The organism is Parashewanella spongiae (assembly GCF_004358345.1).
Classification (GTDB): domain Bacteria; phylum Pseudomonadota; class Gammaproteobacteria; order Enterobacterales; family Shewanellaceae; genus Parashewanella; species Parashewanella spongiae.
This window is the reverse complement of record NZ_CP037952.1, coordinates 2,563,353-2,579,174: the sequence shown is the minus strand read 5'-3', so window position 1 is coordinate 2,579,174 and position 15,822 is coordinate 2,563,353. Positions and strand designations below refer to the sequence as shown.

The window sequence follows — 15,822 nt, the reverse complement described above, 5'->3', positions numbered from 1 at the left end:
TCAATTTGTAATTTTATTACAAAACAAAGGTGAATTTGCCAAAGGGATCACAGAATTAATTGCCTTAAATCGGTAAATTTCATGTTGTTGAAAGTATTTAGTCAAATCTAACGTTGCCTAAATAATTTTTATAGGAAACTTAATATGACAGTGACAAATACTCAAGAACTCGACCAATTAATTAGTCGAGCGGCTGAGGCTCAGGCTAAATTTGCCAATTTCAGTCAAGAGCAAGTAGATAAGATATTTAGAGCAGCTGCATTAGCGGCGGCTGATGCACGTATTTCACTTGCAAAAATGGCTGCACAAGAAACAGGTATGGGTGTTCTTGAAGATAAGGTTATTAAAAACCATTTTGCATCTGAGTATATTTATAACAAATACAAAGATGATAAAACCTGTGGAATAATAGATGAAGACGTCACATTTGGTACAATTACCATTGCCGAGCCAGTCGGAATAATTTGCGGTATCGTACCAACCACCAACCCGACCTCTACCGCCATTTTTAAAGCTCTAATAAGCTTAAAAACTCGAAATGGAATTATTTTTTCACCACATCCAAGAGCAAAACAATCAACAGCAAGCGCAGCTAAACTTGTACTTGACGCAGCGATTAAAGCCGGTGCACCGAAAGACATTATTGGTTGGATCGATGAGCCAAGTGTTGCTTTATCTAATCAACTTATGACTCATGAGAAAATAAACCTTATCCTCGCCACTGGCGGGCCCGGAATGGTTAAGGCGGCCTATTCGTCAGGTAAACCAGCAATAGGCGTTGGAGCTGGTAACACTCCTATAATTATTGACGATACTGCTGACATTAAACGTGCAGTAAGCTCTATTCTTATGTCAAAAACATTTGATAATGGTGTTGTTTGTGCGTCTGAGCAAGCTGTTGTTGTACTAGATAGTGTTTATGAACAAGTAAAAGCACGCTTTGCATCACACGGCGGTTATATTCTTAACAACAAAGAAACCAAAGCGGTTCAAAAAATCATTCTGAAAAACGGAAGCTTAAATGCAGAAATTGTAGGGCAAAGTGCGATTACCATTGCCAAAATGGCTGACATTAATGTTCTCTCAACTACGAAAGTATTAATTGGGGAAGCTACTGAAATTAGCAATAACGAAGCTTTTGCCCACGAAAAGCTATCACCATTACTCGGAATGTACCACGCAAGCAGTTTTGAAGACGCTTTAGATAAAGCTGAAGCACTTGTAGCCTTAGGCGGCATTGGTCACACTTCGGGTTTATATACCGATCAAGACACACAGACTGAACGCGTAAAGCAATTTGGTTTCAGGATGAAAACAGCTAGGATATTAATTAATACTCCTGCTTCTCAAGGAGGAATTGGCGATCTTTATAACTTTAAGTTAGCGCCATCACTTACTCTTGGGTGCGGCTCTTGGGGCGGAAACTCGATTTCAGAAAATGTTGGACCTAGTCACTTGATCAACAAAAAAATGGTCGCAAAAAGGGCTGAAAATATGCTGTGGCATAAACTACCATCATCTATTTACTTCCGTCGCGGAAGTCTCCCAATTGCATTAGAAGAGTTAAGCTCAAAGCGCCGCGCACTCATCGTCACTGATAAGTATTTATTCAACAACGGTTACTGCGATGAAACTCTTAAAATTCTCAAGGCTCAAGGGCTTGAAACTGAAGCATTCTATGATGTGGAAGCCGATCCAACTTTGTCAGTAGTTAAACAAGGCGCTGCTGTGGCTTGTAGTTTCCAACCGGACGTTATCATAGCTCTCGGCGGCGGCTCACCTATGGATGCGGCAAAAATAATTTGGGTTATGTATGAACACCCAGATATTGATTTTGCCGAGCTTGCACTTCGTTTCATGGACATTCGTAAAAGAATTTACAAATTCCCTAAACTTGGCAACAAAGCCGAGATGGTAGCAATTCCTACAACTTCAGGAACAGGCTCTGAAGTAACCCCTTTTGCTGTGGTCACAGATGAAGTTTCAGGTCAAAAATATCCTATTGCTGATTACGAATTAACACCTAATATGGCAATTGTTGATCCAAATCTAGTGATGAATATGCCTAAGTCATTAACTGCATTTGGTGGTATTGATGCAATCACCCATGCATTAGAAGCCTATGTTAGCGTTATGGCAAATGAGTACAGTGATGGTCAAGCATTACAAGCAATGGATTTATTAACAAAATACCTGCCAGAGGCCTACGAAAAAGGTTCAGAAGCGCCGATTGCTAGAGAAAAAGTTCACAATGGCGCCACTATTGCCGGCATTGCTTTCGCTAACGCTTTCTTAGGTATTTGTCACTCAATGGCACATAAACTTGGTGCTGAATTCCATTTACCCCACGGTTTAGCTAATGCCTTACTAATTTCAAATGTAATCCGTTTTAATGCGACCGATATACCGACTAAACAAGCGGCCTTTAGTCAATATGATCGCCCTAAAGCTTTATGTCGTTATGCGCAAATTGCCGATTACTTGCGCCTTGGAGGAAGTTCTGATGAACAAAAGGTCGAAAAACTGCTTGAAAAAATCAATCAAATCAAGAAGGCGATTGGCATACCTGCATCAATCAAAGAAGCTGGAGTGAATGAGGCTGACTTCTTAGCAAAAATCGATGAACTAGCCGAAGATGCATTTGATGACCAATGTACAGGCGCTAACCCCCGCTACCCTCTCATCTCTGAGCTTAAAGAGCTTTTACTGGCATGCTTCTACGGAAAAGAATACAAAGATTAAAACCTAAATAGCCTGTAACATATATAAAAATACCTCAACTTTGCTTGAGGTATTTTTATATATGTTCAGCGGCTGTCTATATTTAGTATGGTAAAAGGATCCTATTATTTATTGTAATTAAGAGTATCAAAATGAAATTACTTCCAGTAGCACTAATCGTTGCTAACGTATTCTTTGCTAATACTTCTTTCGCCAGTTCAGACTCCGCTTACATACTCTTTCAATTTTATAACAAACATTTTACCGAGCATAATGGCGTTTGGATTTCAAGCGGTTTATACGGCTATGGTGACGGTTACGGTTACGGTGAAGCAACAAATCAAGAGTTTCCAAATAGACAAAGTTGCGAATTTGCGGCTAAAACATTAATACAGCGGATTTCTAAAGATGGATCTGAAATAGAGAAAAAATCCAAACAAATCACTATCGACAATGGTGACACTACGGTATTTGTTCCAGAAGGTCATGATTATACAGATAGATCAGAGATCGCTTACTGCATCCCTAAATCACATTCGTAAAACAATACAAGCTCTGGCCGTTACCGAGGAGTTAGCACTTGTTCAGGTAAGGTATTTCACAAGAGTTAGTGAGTTTATTGAGTTGTAAATTTGCAGAAAATACAATTACTCGACAACTTTATCAAGATGATAAGATTCTATATAAAATATAAAAGGCTGTTTTTAATAGTGTAAAAGTACTCGTAAATGAAAATCGTGTTTTTCGAAACTAATGCAAAAAGGCTACTCAATTGAGTAGCCTTTTCTTAAAGTGGCGGAGGAGCAGGGATTTGAACCCTGGAACGGGATAAACCGTTGCCGGTTTTCAAGACCGGTGCATTCGACCACTCTGCCACCCCTCCGAACGGAAATCAATATATCCATTCATTATCAGAATGTATACTAAATATTGCCTTCCAGTAAGTTGAATGCTGGTTTTTTATTCTAAACGCAAACTTAAACAACATAATTCCCTGAAACTAATTAATCAGCTCCAATGATTGCGCTTTACTAATACAGGCTAATCGAGTTTCACAGTCTAATTTTTGAAAAATCTGCTTCAAATGAGATTTTACAGTATGCTCTGAAATAAACAGTAAATCAGCAATTTTTCCATTAGAATAGCCTTTCTTAAGCATTGAAATAACTTCAAGCTGCCTTGGAGTGATTTGAAATTGATGGGCAATCTCGTTTTTGGTTTGAGCTTCCGTGCAAATCATATCTAATTCATTCTGCATATTTTCAGGTAGGAAGATTTCGCCAGCTAACACTCGATCAATCGCTACACTCAAATACTTTGTGCCATATGTTTTAGGTATGAATCCTGACGCGCCTAGCCTCATTGCTTTAGATATTTGAGTCAAATCTTCACTTGCGGATAAAACTACGGCAGGTATTAAATAATTTTGCGTCGACAGCGAGTTCAACAATGAAAGTCCGTCAGTAGTTGGCATGGCGAGATCAACCAAAATTAAATCAATACCTGAATGTTCATCAAGCATTTTTAAAGCATCATCTACTGAACCAGCCTTCAACACTTCTAACTTAGGGTTTTGGATCGTAAGTACATTGGCTAAGCCATCCAAGAATAACCAGTGGTCATCTACCAATAAGAATTTCATAAAAATCCATTTTTTATAATTATTGAATATCACTCTTTAGGGTGATGCGCTAAAACATTATCTTCCGTAATATTAATTCAGTAAAGGTTTTAATTGTTTAATTATGCAATTTTTGCCACTAAACCAAAATTACAAAGCAAGCTATAAATTGTCACAGTGGACAACAAATGCAATTAATTTATCGCTCGTCACTTAAGCTCAAGCTAATATAAAAACATACAAAGTCAACGTCTTGCTCATTATTTGAGGTAAGAATAAATTAGTTTTAGCTGTTGTATTTCATTTAGGCCATGTCTTTCTCTTGCTTTATTACTTATGAATTTAGCTAGAAACAAGTATTTTTTGAGTTTTGAGCTTAACAAGTAAGACATGCCTTTTTAATAAGAAACATACAGTGTAAACGAAGAGTTCTTGCAAGAAGCGGGAATTTAAAAAGGTTGGTAATGGATACCTCGTCCCCTCACAAAATAGAATCAGTTGAAAGCCAGATACTAAAAGATAAACTCGATGTTCTAGCAGGAAATTACAACTCCATCGCCTATGCCAATATCGTTGTTAGTATATTCACTATTTACGTTATGTTCGATGTTATCGAGCATTTTAAATTGTACTCTTGGTGCGGCTTCATAGTGCTTTGGACGTTTATTAGGGTAATTGTCCGTAACCACTATACCTCTAAAAAGATTTTCTCCTCAAAGGAAGTTGACTCATGGTCCTTAATTTTTACCATTCTCACTCTCGTTGCAGGATTAACATGGGGGTACGGAGGATGGTTTTTCATCATAGAATCTGAGCCACATTTAATTACTTTTATTGCTGTCACATGGATAGGAATGTCTGCCGGTAGCATTGGTTCAAATGGGGTTCACTTTCCTGGCTTTTTAGCCTTCGCAATGCCAATAATGTTAGCTTTGAGCGCTCGTATTATGAGCATTGGTGAACAGAGCTACATTATCCTAGGTTTTTTTGCATTCAGTCTTACTGTAGGATTTCTTGGTTTCGCTTACGCTAACCACAAATCAGTACTTGAATCCTTGCGTTTACGCTATCAAAATATTGATTTATTAAATTTGTTAGAAGAAAAAAATGATGCACTTAACGAACAAATCGAGAATGTAAAAAATGCTAATCAACAGAAATCAAAGTTTTTAGCTGCGGCAAGTCACGACCTACGCCAACCTTTACAATCACTAACTCTATTCAGTGAAGTATTACAATACAATGAACTAGATGAAAGTAGCGAGAGAACACTCGGGAAAATGACTCAGTCTATTTCGGCTTTGAATTCACTTTTCAACCGATTACTGGATATATCACGATTGGACGCTGGTGATATAAAACCCATAATACAACCGATTCCTTTCAAGCTCATTATCGAGAAATTAAATCGAAACTTCGCTACTCAATGTGCTACCAACAACATAAAGCTAGTCATTCAAGATACTGAACTTGTAGTGCAATCCGATCCAGAATTACTCTTACGGTGTTTTTCAAATTTAATAAATAATGCTGTACTTCATAGTCAATGCGAATTGATTTCGGTGAACGTAGTTAAAAACAATAATAATGCCGTTGTTACAATTTCAGATAATGGCTGCGGCATACCGATCACAGATAAAGAGTCTGTTTTCGAAGAGTTTCATCAACTCAACAACCCTGAGCGCGATAGAAATAAGGGGCTTGGTTTAGGTCTAGCCATAGTCAAACGCATGTTCACTTTACTTAATCACCCTTTATCTCTTGACTCCGAACCCAATAAAGGAACAACATTCACTGTCCAACTTCCCATATCCATTACCCATACAACTCCAATAACTTCAGGTAGTCGGCGCCAGTTGCATGACTTTAATAATGAAAAAGTTTTGGTCATTGACGACGAAATGGATATTAGGGAAGCTATGGAAAATTTATTAAGGAAGTGGAATTTACATGTAGTTTCGATCGCAGACAAACAAGAACTACTGAAATTATTGGATACTGACTATACACCAGATATTATTGTTTCTGATTATCGTTTACCAAAATCAGTTACTGGTGGTGAGCTGATCGAACTGTTCAGAGAAACAAGGCAAATAAAAATTCCAGCAATGCTTATTACTGGAGATACAGACCCAAAACGCATTGCAGAAGCTAGAGAAACGGGTTTGCTATTGATGCATAAGCCGATACAACCCGCAAAGCTCAGGCTTGCACTAACCCAAACCCTACAGTCTTATCCGAATTAGCAGAACAATAATAAACTATTTCGTGGTTAAACTTCCCACGTTTGCTTACTTATTAAAAAATAACCTGATGTGTGAATTTTATAACTCATTGAAATTGCTTATATCGTCATTCCTGTGAAGGCAGGAATCCAGCGTTTTTTCTTTTTTAGAGCAAAAAGGCACTAGTAGTCCATTCATATGAATTCTACAGTTAAAGCTGTTCTGGTAAACCATAGTCATAGGAGAGCTAAGAATCATGTATCGATACTTATTGTTTTAAACTCTTACTTAACTTTTGCTCACAATCAATTTACAAATAAATAACGTCTGAACAAAACACCTCCTTCCCCCCTTGGCAAGTCAGTAGGATTCTAGCTTTTCATGCTTTGATTAACGAAAGTGTAACTGGATTCCGTTAATCCTAAAAACATCAGTTGAACGCTGAGTATATGAGTAACTGTTTGAGCAATACGATGATTTTATCATCATGGCTTTCACCCAATGAGTGAAGTGCTCTACGCTCACAAGCTTGCTAAAATCACGAAAGATCAACAGACCCTAGTAGTTCATTCAAGAACAAATAATGACCGAATGGTTATATCCTAACAACTCCTGAACACAAGAAACACTGGAGTTGTTATGAGGGTTAAATACCACGTTCGTTTGAGTAATGAAGAACGTTCAATGCTTGAGGCTTTGATAAAGCAGAAGAAACCACGTGTTGCTCAACATAAGAAACGACACGCCCAAATTTTACTTGCTATTGATGAGAATAATTCGCCACTGACCAATCAACAGATTGCTAAAGCACTAAACATCTCACCACTTGCAGTAACGAGCCTTAGAAAGCGTTTTGTCGAAGAAGGATTAGAAGTCGCTGTGAATAGCAAACACAGCCATCAAGGCCGCAGACGCATAATGGATGGCGAAGCCGAAGCCCACCTAATTGCACTGGCCTGCTCTACGCCTCCTGAAGGACGTTGCCGTTGGACATTAAATCTTCTTAGAGACAAGATGATTGAACTCAAATATATCGATAACATATCAAGAACTTCTGTTCATTATGCTTTAAAAAAAACGAACTTAAACCATGGCTTAAAGAAGAGTGGTGTATACCTAAAGAGGAAAACGCTGCTTTCGTGAGTGCTATGGAAGATATATTAGAACTCTATAAACTTCCTTACAATCCTAAGCGTCCTTTAGTATGCCTTGATGAAACCAGCAAACAACAAGTTAAAGAAGTTCGCAATCCGTTACCCTTAGTTTCAGGTTATCCAGAGCGATACGATACAGAGTATGAGCGTAACGGTGTCAGCAACCTGTTCATGATATTTGAGCCTTTAGCGGGCTGGCGACATGTTGAAGTCACTGAACACAGAACGGCCATTGATTGGGCTCATCAAGTAAAAGCCTTAGTAGACGGGCGTTATAAGGACGCTGAGACAATTGTATTAGTTGAGGATAACTTGAATACTCATACACCGGCTTCATTTTATAAGGCCTTCGAACCAGAAGAAGCTCGTAGGTTGATCAATAAAATAGAATTTCATTACACGCCAAAGCACGGAAGTTGGTTGGATATGGCTGAAATTGAATTAAGTATCTTGAGCAGGCAATGCTTAAACCGAAGAATACCCGATCAGGAAACACTAAATACTGAAGTCGAAGCCTGGGTTACCGAGCGTAATGAGTCCAAGGCTAAGATGAACTGGCAGTTCACGACTGAGGAGGCACGTATAAAATTAAAGAAACTTTACCCCGTACTCCCAGAGTAAAGTGAGCCTTTTAACAGAAGTTCACTGATTAACGAAATCCAGTTACACATTCGTTAATCAAAGCATGAAAAGCTAGAATCCTACTGACTTGCCAAGGGGTGGGAGGAGGTGTTTTGTTCAGATATCACTTATTTGTCAATTGATTGTGAACAAAAGTTAAGTAAGAGTTTAAAACAATAAATATCGATATATGATTCTTAGCTCTCCTATGACTATGGTTTACCAGAACAGCTTTAACTGTAGAATTCATATGAATGGACTACTAGTTCACAGATAATCAATAGTCTTTTTTCTGAAGCCTAATTTAAGCTGAACCGATTGTAAGTCTTTTTCCTTTAATGTTTCACTCAATATAAAATTAACCATTCACTTTTAACGTATTGAGGTATTTATATGGCTGCGGTTACTTCAGTTACATTACAAGTTGTTACTCCATTTTCAGAAAGAAAACCTATACTCCTTACTCGAGTAAGTGAAGTTAAAGAACAACTTAATGCAACAATCAACGACAAAATTGACCAATTTAAGGAGTCAGTATATTTCAGCCGACAGTTACGCCAAGCAAAATTATTGTATTCACAATTATTGGAACAGTTAGATCAAAAGCAATATTTATCAGAAAAAGATTCGGCCAATCTCAATTTTTTAGATGTCACTGTAAACATCCTATCAGGACTAAATGAAGATGATTTAAACCCTATTATTCGATCACTTATCCATCACGCACAAAATGAAATTGAATTTTCGGCGCTTAATTTAGAAGGTATTTTTTTTTATGCCAATTACATATCTGTAAAAAGTTCATTTAAATTGGATAAGTTAAAAGATTATTGCATTCAAAAGTTAGAAGAGTCTGTTCAAACAGTCACAGTTCCCTTAAGGCTTGCTTTAAGATTTACAGGAACTCCTAAAGAGATTTCTAAACAAGAAGAGAAAGTGTTTAAAGCAACAGTTAAGCAGATGAGGGCCCATTTTTGTTTCGCACAAGTGGAACAAAATACAATAGATCATATCAATCAAGAAGAATTCAGATTAATTAAGGATTTGGTTTTTAAAAGAGGGTTACCCTGTTCAATGATCGGCTTTATGGCAAATATATTTGCTCAAAAATGCGTTGACTGCTATGAGGAAGAAACAGGAAAATTTAATGAAACTAAACAAAAGTTACCCCTAAGAGAAATCAATACTATAACCGGAAAATGCTCTCTATATTCAACAACTGTATTTTGTGCAAAGTACGAAGAAGAAGAAATAGTTAATCTGTCAAAATCACGTTTAAAATTAGAACTTACAGCACAAATTCATTTTGATATTGCTGATTGCTTCGCTATGGATTCTTTTGGTACAAAACAACAACCCAAAGTAATTATGAGTATTGGTGCAGGGTTTAATATTAGCACCTTAAGCAGCTTATGCTATTTTGTGGGATCAGAAGCTGGTTCGATGCCACTATGTCTTTCTCACTTATCAAAGGTTGATTTGATGTTATTACCATCTAACACTCTTTTACCTATTGTAGAACAAGCTATGGAAATGACTGTTGATGTAAAAGAATTAAGAGAATTTGCAAACAATCATCTTTTAAAAAAACCACGTACTGCGGAATGTAAAAATCAGCAATTATTGGAGATAGATTTACTTTTCCTTACCAAGTATAACTCGTTAATAAATGAAACACTTGAGTCAGCAAGAGAGGCCGTTGAATATATAACCCAAGTAGGTGATCCGCAAACTAGAGCTTTTTGGCACTCTAGAACATTGACGAATCGTTCAATGTTTCTCGAATCTTTGTACTCAATAGACTCTAGTGGTGAAGATTCTGATTGTGAAGGCTCTGTTCCTTTACCAGACTTGGTTGAATTTGCTATATCTATTTTTAGTAATAAACCAGATGAGCTCTGTTTATATCTTGAGCTACTTGGACGGTTTGCTTGCCGTAATACCACTAAAATTAGAGATGCTATATTGCAAAAAATTTCCAGTTACGAGCTGGCTCCATTATTTGAGATTGCGGCAAAATTATATTGTTCAGAGAGAGAAAAACAATTCAATATTGACTCTGACACGGCCTCTCGATACAAAGGTGCAATGGGGTCACTAGAAGAATCTCCATATTCTTACTCAGCTGAAAGTATTATTGCTTTGCTGCAATTAATTAATGGGCTAGAAGTTACAGATTACCGTTTCAACGGAATGACTTCTTCATTTATTCAAAAAGTACTAAAAACAATTGTTGAAAAGGAAAAGATATCACTTCAGCAAATAATAGAAATGCTTTGCTGTTTTGAAAATGAAAAAGCATTTGCACCATATAAGCTTAATATCGTAGAAGAACTGTTAAAAATCTTTGATACTTTTCAAGAGAAAACCACAGATATAGAAATAAATGCGACAGATTCGCAAGTAATAAAAGAAATACGTTTACGTTTACGACTTGAACAAAAAATATTACCCAATACCTTCACACTTCATTAAGAACTGCTTATCAGGCATCAAGCATATTAATCCATTTTCTTGCGAGAAACTTGGGTTATCTAATCAGTGTGATTAGATAACCCAAATAGAGTCAAACATCGAGACATATTTGTCTCAAACTGGATTACTTCCAACTGCGCATCTTATGACCTTTGATAGCATAGAAAAAGATAAATGCGTAACAGGCGAAGCCTAAGACGTATGCAATTTGTAAACTGCCAGCACCATCTGCAATAGCGCCAAAAGCCAGTGGCAAAATTGCACCACCTGAAATACCCATAATAAGCAAAGCAGAGCCTTGAGCAGTATAACGGCCAAGACCTTGTAGCGCTAAAGGCCAAACAGCAGGCCATACCAAAGCATGAGCTAAACCCATCATAGCTACAAAAGTTAAACTATTAGGAAGGGTTTGAATTCCAGTCCAGCCCCATAAAATATCGCTTATTAAATGGCTTGTTTCAGATCCAAATACTGCACCTAAAGTACACAGCCCGCCAGCTATAGCTGAGGAAATTAATGCAGTTTCTTGACTAAAATATTTCGGAATGCATATAACACCAATAATATAACCTACAACCATAAACATCATGGTATACGAAGTGAATGACGCAAAGTTTTCTAGATCTAAACTAGAGCCATAAAGACCAATAGTATCTCCAGCGATAACTTCGATCCCAACGTAAGCAAAAATTGCAACAGAACCTAAAACGACTTGTGGGAATTGCATGATTCCAAGTTTATCTTCTGCTTTATCTTCTTCCTCAAATTCAATTTCAGGTAAAGAAGATAACTTTACTAAAGCAACTAATCCACACAATGCAGCGGCCATAAATAGGTAAGGCATTACCAATCGTGAGGACAATTCAACTATTTGAACTTCGCGGTCTTTTTCACTCAGCTGTGCGATAGATTCGGCATTAAAACTCGTTAAGTCTGAAAGCACTAATGCTGTAAAAACAATTGGTACTAATACCCCCGCCGCTTTATTGATTAACCCCATAATGGAAATACGCATTGCCGCACTTTCACTTGGGCCAATTAACACAACATAAGGATTTGACGCCGTTTGTAGAATGGTTAAACCTGTGCCTAAGATGAAAAGCGCCAATAAAAAAACTAAAAAGTTCGCACTCATAGCTGCAGGAATAAAAAGCAAAGCCCCCACTACCATAATGGCCAAACCTATAGCCATACCATCTTTATAACCTGTACGTTTGAGAAGGTACGACATTGGCAAAGCCATAACCGTATACGCTATGTAAAAAGCAAAGGTTACTAGGAGTGCTTGAAATTCATTAAGATCACAAATAATTTGTAAAAATGGAATAAGTGAACCATTTAGCCAAGTCACAAAGCCGAAGATAAAAAACAATATCCCGACTATAGTCATTGGCAAGATACTGCTTCTATTTGAGGTGGATAATGGAGTTGCAATTGTCATAATTATTTTGCCTTTTGTTATTAAATTACCAACCATAAATTTCTGACGTTATTAAGTGCGCTACTTCAGCACAATGATTCTCAAAGAATTTATCGATGGTATCTTATATACTTAACCTGAACTCTGGATAAGCAAACCTCTACAGCACCGTAGATTGGGCTCAAAACTTACCACTTATGAAACAATGAGTTATATATTTCATTACCCCGAGATCAGGTTACTAATTAATGCCCCAACTTCTGTTACGTTCGAATGAAAATTTTTCGTTGATAAAGCCACCACAATACTAACCATTGCACCAGTAATAGGGTTACTGTTGCCATTAAAGGCTGAGCATACGGAGCCGTATTAGTGATCAACTGTCCAAATAAACTATTTGAAGTGTACTTCCAATTTATTAGGCTCGATGCCAGATAAACAATGATGGCATTACAGCCGATTACCACGAATGGAAAAACCAATTTTTTGAAACCCAATACATCAACCAGCATGTAAAACAAACTAAATATCAATACACTCCAGCCCACTGAGACCAACACAAAACTGCTTGTCCATAAATCTTTATTTACAGGAATTACCATATCTATAAGCCAGCCTAATCCCAGAATAACTACTCCAATTAATGTCAAAACAATAGCAACTTTAATTTTAGAATTGGCTGCCATACGTATTAGGTATTGACCTACGAAAAACCCAAAAAGTGCATTACATATAGCTGGAAGTGTTGATAATAGTCCCTCAGGATCATAGGATTTTTGCTGGTAGATTTGTCCAGGTAAAAAGTGAGAATCAATCCAAGCATTGATTGAGGTTTCAGGATCAAATTGACTCAATTCTGAATTCATCAATGGCGCACAAAGTTGTAGCGAACTATAACCAACTAGAATACCAATAACCCAAAATATTTGAGTGCGCAGTTGGGTATGGTAAACAAGCAAGAAAGCAAAGAACCATGCAAAAGCAATCCGCCCTAGTACACTAGCATACCGAATATCTTCGGCTGCAGGCAGTCCGGTCCCCCAACCATGATTGTAAAGTACACCAAAGCTAAGTAATAAAAAGAGCCTAAAAACCGCTTTGCGATAAGTAGGCAGACGCGCTTTGAAATCTAAATCTGTGATACATTTGGCCGACAAACCCAGCGTAATACCTGAAAGAAAAATAAATAGAGGGAAAATCAAATCATAAGCAGTAAAACCATGCCCTTGGCTATGTTTCATTTGATCATCGAACCAAAGCCATCCAGACCAGCCAGAGAAAACAAAAAATGCAGAAAACAAAAATTCACCACCAATGATCCAAAACATATCAAACCCTCTTAGTGCATCTAGAGATAACAAACGAGAGTTAGATTTTAAGGATTCAGTATGTTGATTTGTCATAGTTATACTCTGCTCTGGAATACATTTTGCCCACTAATTACGGTTTGTTGCAGTTGTTGGCGGTCATTAATTACAACAAAGTCGGCATTAGCCCCTTTCACCAGCCGACCTTTCGTGCTGCTCAAGCCCAAAAATTCAGCTGGATATAAAGATGCCATTCGATTTGCTTCCTCTATACTTACTTGTAATTTTTCTACTGAATTTGTTACCGCTGTATGCATATCAAGTACACAGCCTGCAAGTTCACCAGTTAACGCATTAAGTTGATTACCACGTCGAACTATAACCTGTCCAAAGAACTCAAAACTGACATCATCCTCAAGCCCTACTGGAGGCATGGCATCAGTTACTAACATAATTTTGCCTTTGGGTTTGGCTTTTAAAGCTACTTGCGCAGAAAGAGGGTGAACATGTAAACCATCAACAATTAAACCGCACCATGAGTGTTCATCATATAGTGCAGCTCCCACCATCCCCGGTTCACGCGAAGTCATTGGTGACATTGCATTAAATAGATGTGTAAAGCCCTTTGCTCCCGCATCTAAGGCTAAAAGAGTAGTATCATAATCTGCATTAGAATGGCCCAAACATACGGTAACATCTGCTTGAACCAACTCTTTGATGATATCGGCCGAAATATTTTCAGGAGCGAGAGTTACAACACATTTTCCAATATTTTTACGCATAAATAACGCTAACTCTTTATCGGAAATCGTGCGGATATGCTCAGCACAGTGAACCCCTTTTTTTGTAACCGAAAGGTGTGGGCCTTCAAAATGAACGCCAACGACTCCGTTTACTTTTTGCTCTAACGCTTCAACTACTGCCTCAGTTGCACAATGCATGGTGTCGTAATCATCAGTAACTAATGTTGGTAGTAGGCTTGTCGTTCCAAAACGAGCATGGGTTTGTGCAATGGTCTTTATGGCATCGACAGTTGGCGTAGCATTAAATAGCACACCACCACCGCCATTAACTTGAACATCAATATAACCAGGCATCACAGTTCCTGTTAACAAAAGTGCTGTATTATCCACGGATATATCAAATTCAGTGATTACCCCTTTTTCCACTGAAAACCCTAAATTTTCAAAATAGCGTTCACCATCAAACAGGCGGCGAGCAATATACTGCTGTGCCATAATTACCTCAAATTCCGTTAAAGCGTTTGTGTAACTTTTTTCAATCCCGCGGGCTCATCTGGATTAATACCCTTAGCAATAGCGATAGCGGCAACATCAATATAAAATCGTTGTAATACTGCTAATGGTGCGAGCCTTGGGTGTAATTTGTTACACACTTGATGTAAGAGCGTAATATCACCACCTCGCTGCTTCACTTCATTCACTTGGGTCTTATGTGATTCAAATGCTTCATCAGCTACTGATACATCTAGTAATTTCAATTGGGTCTGTACTAAAGTAACAGGGCCATGTAAAAACTCAGCACTTGAAAAAGCTTCTGCATGAATACAGCAGACCTCTTTAAGTTTTAATGCGATCTCTTTACAAATCCCCATTCCAATACCACGACCTAATACGATTAGATTGCGGTATTCGGCCACTGATTCAGTAGTAAGCTGCTGTTTACTTTCTATTACTTGTTGTAGTGATTGCGGTAAATCAATTAGTGAGGAGATTAATTTAGCGTCTTGTTTCCAGTAAGCAGTGATTTGAAGTAATGCACTTAAAGTAGCAAGATAACTCTTCGTTGCCGCAACAGCCTTTTCTTCACCAGCTCTTAAAGGGATAAACACGTCAACAATATCTTTAACTGGTGCAGTTTCATCATTCACTAATGCGATACAAAATGCCCCAGCGTCTTTAGCCATTCTTGCTTGAGCTAAGATATCTGGGCTTCGCCCTGACTGAGAGATAATAATGGCAATACCTTCATGTAGACTAAGCTGTTTGTTATACACACTAGATACTGAAGGAGCAGCAGCAAATGTTGGTAATCCTAATTCAATTTCTAGTAAATATTTTGCAAATACTCCAGCATGATCAGATGAACCTCGGCCAATAACCATGGCAAATTTATAAGGCTTTTCTTTTAATTGTTTTGCCAAAGCCTTAACTAAAGGTTCATTATCTTTAAGTTGCTGCTTTATTATCTCCGGCACTGAGCGCGCCTCTTGCTCCATAATCGTTTTTGTTAACATTAAATTTCCTAATTTTATAGC

The 15,822-nt window shown here is 37.7% G+C and carries 10 protein-coding genes and 1 tRNA gene; 5 read left to right on the top strand and 6 right to left on the bottom strand.

Annotated features, from left to right (window positions below):
• Nucleotides 1-144 precede the first annotated feature (144 nt).
• Both adhE and E2I05_RS09940 read left to right on the top strand, forming a co-directional pair.
• Nucleotides 145-2,742, top strand: a complete 2,598-nt coding sequence (gene adhE / locus E2I05_RS09945) for a bifunctional acetaldehyde-CoA/alcohol dehydrogenase (protein WP_121854688.1) — start codon at nucleotides 145-147, stop codon at nucleotides 2,740-2,742.
• A 131-nt stretch (nucleotides 2,743-2,873) separates the two neighbouring features.
• Entirely contained in the window at nucleotides 2,874-3,263 is a 390-nt protein-coding gene (locus tag E2I05_RS09940) for a hypothetical protein (protein ID WP_121854687.1), read from the top strand.
• A 251-nt stretch (nucleotides 3,264-3,514) separates the two neighbouring features.
• Here E2I05_RS09940 and E2I05_RS09935 read toward each other — a convergent pair.
• Nucleotides 3,515-3,604 (bottom strand) — tRNA-Ser (locus tag E2I05_RS09935).
• A 117-nt stretch (nucleotides 3,605-3,721) separates the two neighbouring features.
• Nucleotides 3,722-4,363 (bottom strand): response regulator transcription factor, encoded by a 642-nt coding sequence (locus E2I05_RS09930; protein WP_121854686.1) that lies wholly within the window; start codon nucleotides 4,361-4,363, stop codon nucleotides 3,722-3,724.
• A 443-nt stretch (nucleotides 4,364-4,806) separates the two neighbouring features.
• Between E2I05_RS09930 and E2I05_RS09925 the strand changes: the two genes are divergently transcribed.
• The 3 genes from E2I05_RS09925 to E2I05_RS09915 all read left to right on the top strand — a co-directional run bounded on the left by E2I05_RS09925 (nucleotide 4,807) and on the right by E2I05_RS09915 (nucleotide 10,817).
• The gene (locus E2I05_RS09925; RefSeq protein WP_121854685.1) at nucleotides 4,807-6,588 is read left to right on the top strand and encodes an ATP-binding response regulator; all 1,782 of its coding nucleotides are present in this window, start codon (nucleotides 4,807-4,809) and stop codon (nucleotides 6,586-6,588) included.
• A 618-nt stretch (nucleotides 6,589-7,206) separates the two neighbouring features.
• A protein-coding gene (locus E2I05_RS09920; protein ID WP_133309486.1) for an IS630 family transposase occupies nucleotides 7,207-8,342 on the top strand; the annotation gives its coding sequence in 2 pieces (ribosomal slippage) (nucleotides 7,207-7,630 and nucleotides 7,630-8,342; 1,137 coding nt in all).
• A gap of 393 nt (nucleotides 8,343-8,735) precedes the next feature.
• Complete coding sequence (locus tag E2I05_RS09915; protein WP_121854519.1) at nucleotides 8,736-10,817, top strand: hypothetical protein; 2,082 nt, start codon at nucleotides 8,736-8,738, stop codon at nucleotides 10,815-10,817.
• A gap of 124 nt (nucleotides 10,818-10,941) precedes the next feature.
• On the opposite strand, the gene E2I05_RS09910 is transcribed toward E2I05_RS09915, so the two are convergent.
• From E2I05_RS09910 to nagB-II, 4 genes are all read right to left on the bottom strand, one after another.
• A complete protein-coding gene (locus E2I05_RS09910) occupies nucleotides 10,942-12,258 on the bottom strand; it encodes a sugar MFS transporter (protein WP_243641123.1) in 1,317 nt (438 codons plus the stop codon).
• Between the two features lie 242 nt (nucleotides 12,259-12,500).
• A complete protein-coding gene (gene nagX, locus E2I05_RS09905) occupies nucleotides 12,501-13,640 on the bottom strand; it encodes a transmembrane glucosamine N-acetyltransferase NagX (protein WP_121854518.1) in 1,140 nt (379 codons plus the stop codon).
• 2 nt (nucleotides 13,641-13,642) lie between these two features.
• Entirely contained in the window at nucleotides 13,643-14,782 is a 1,140-nt protein-coding gene (gene nagA, locus E2I05_RS09900) for an N-acetylglucosamine-6-phosphate deacetylase (protein ID WP_121854517.1), read from the bottom strand.
• 17 nt (nucleotides 14,783-14,799) lie between these two features.
• Complete coding sequence (gene nagB-II, locus E2I05_RS09895) at nucleotides 14,800-15,801, bottom strand: glucosamine-6-phosphate deaminase NagB-II (RefSeq protein WP_121854516.1); 1,002 nt, start codon at nucleotides 15,799-15,801, stop codon at nucleotides 14,800-14,802.
• Nucleotides 15,802-15,822: the final 21 nt, after the last annotated feature.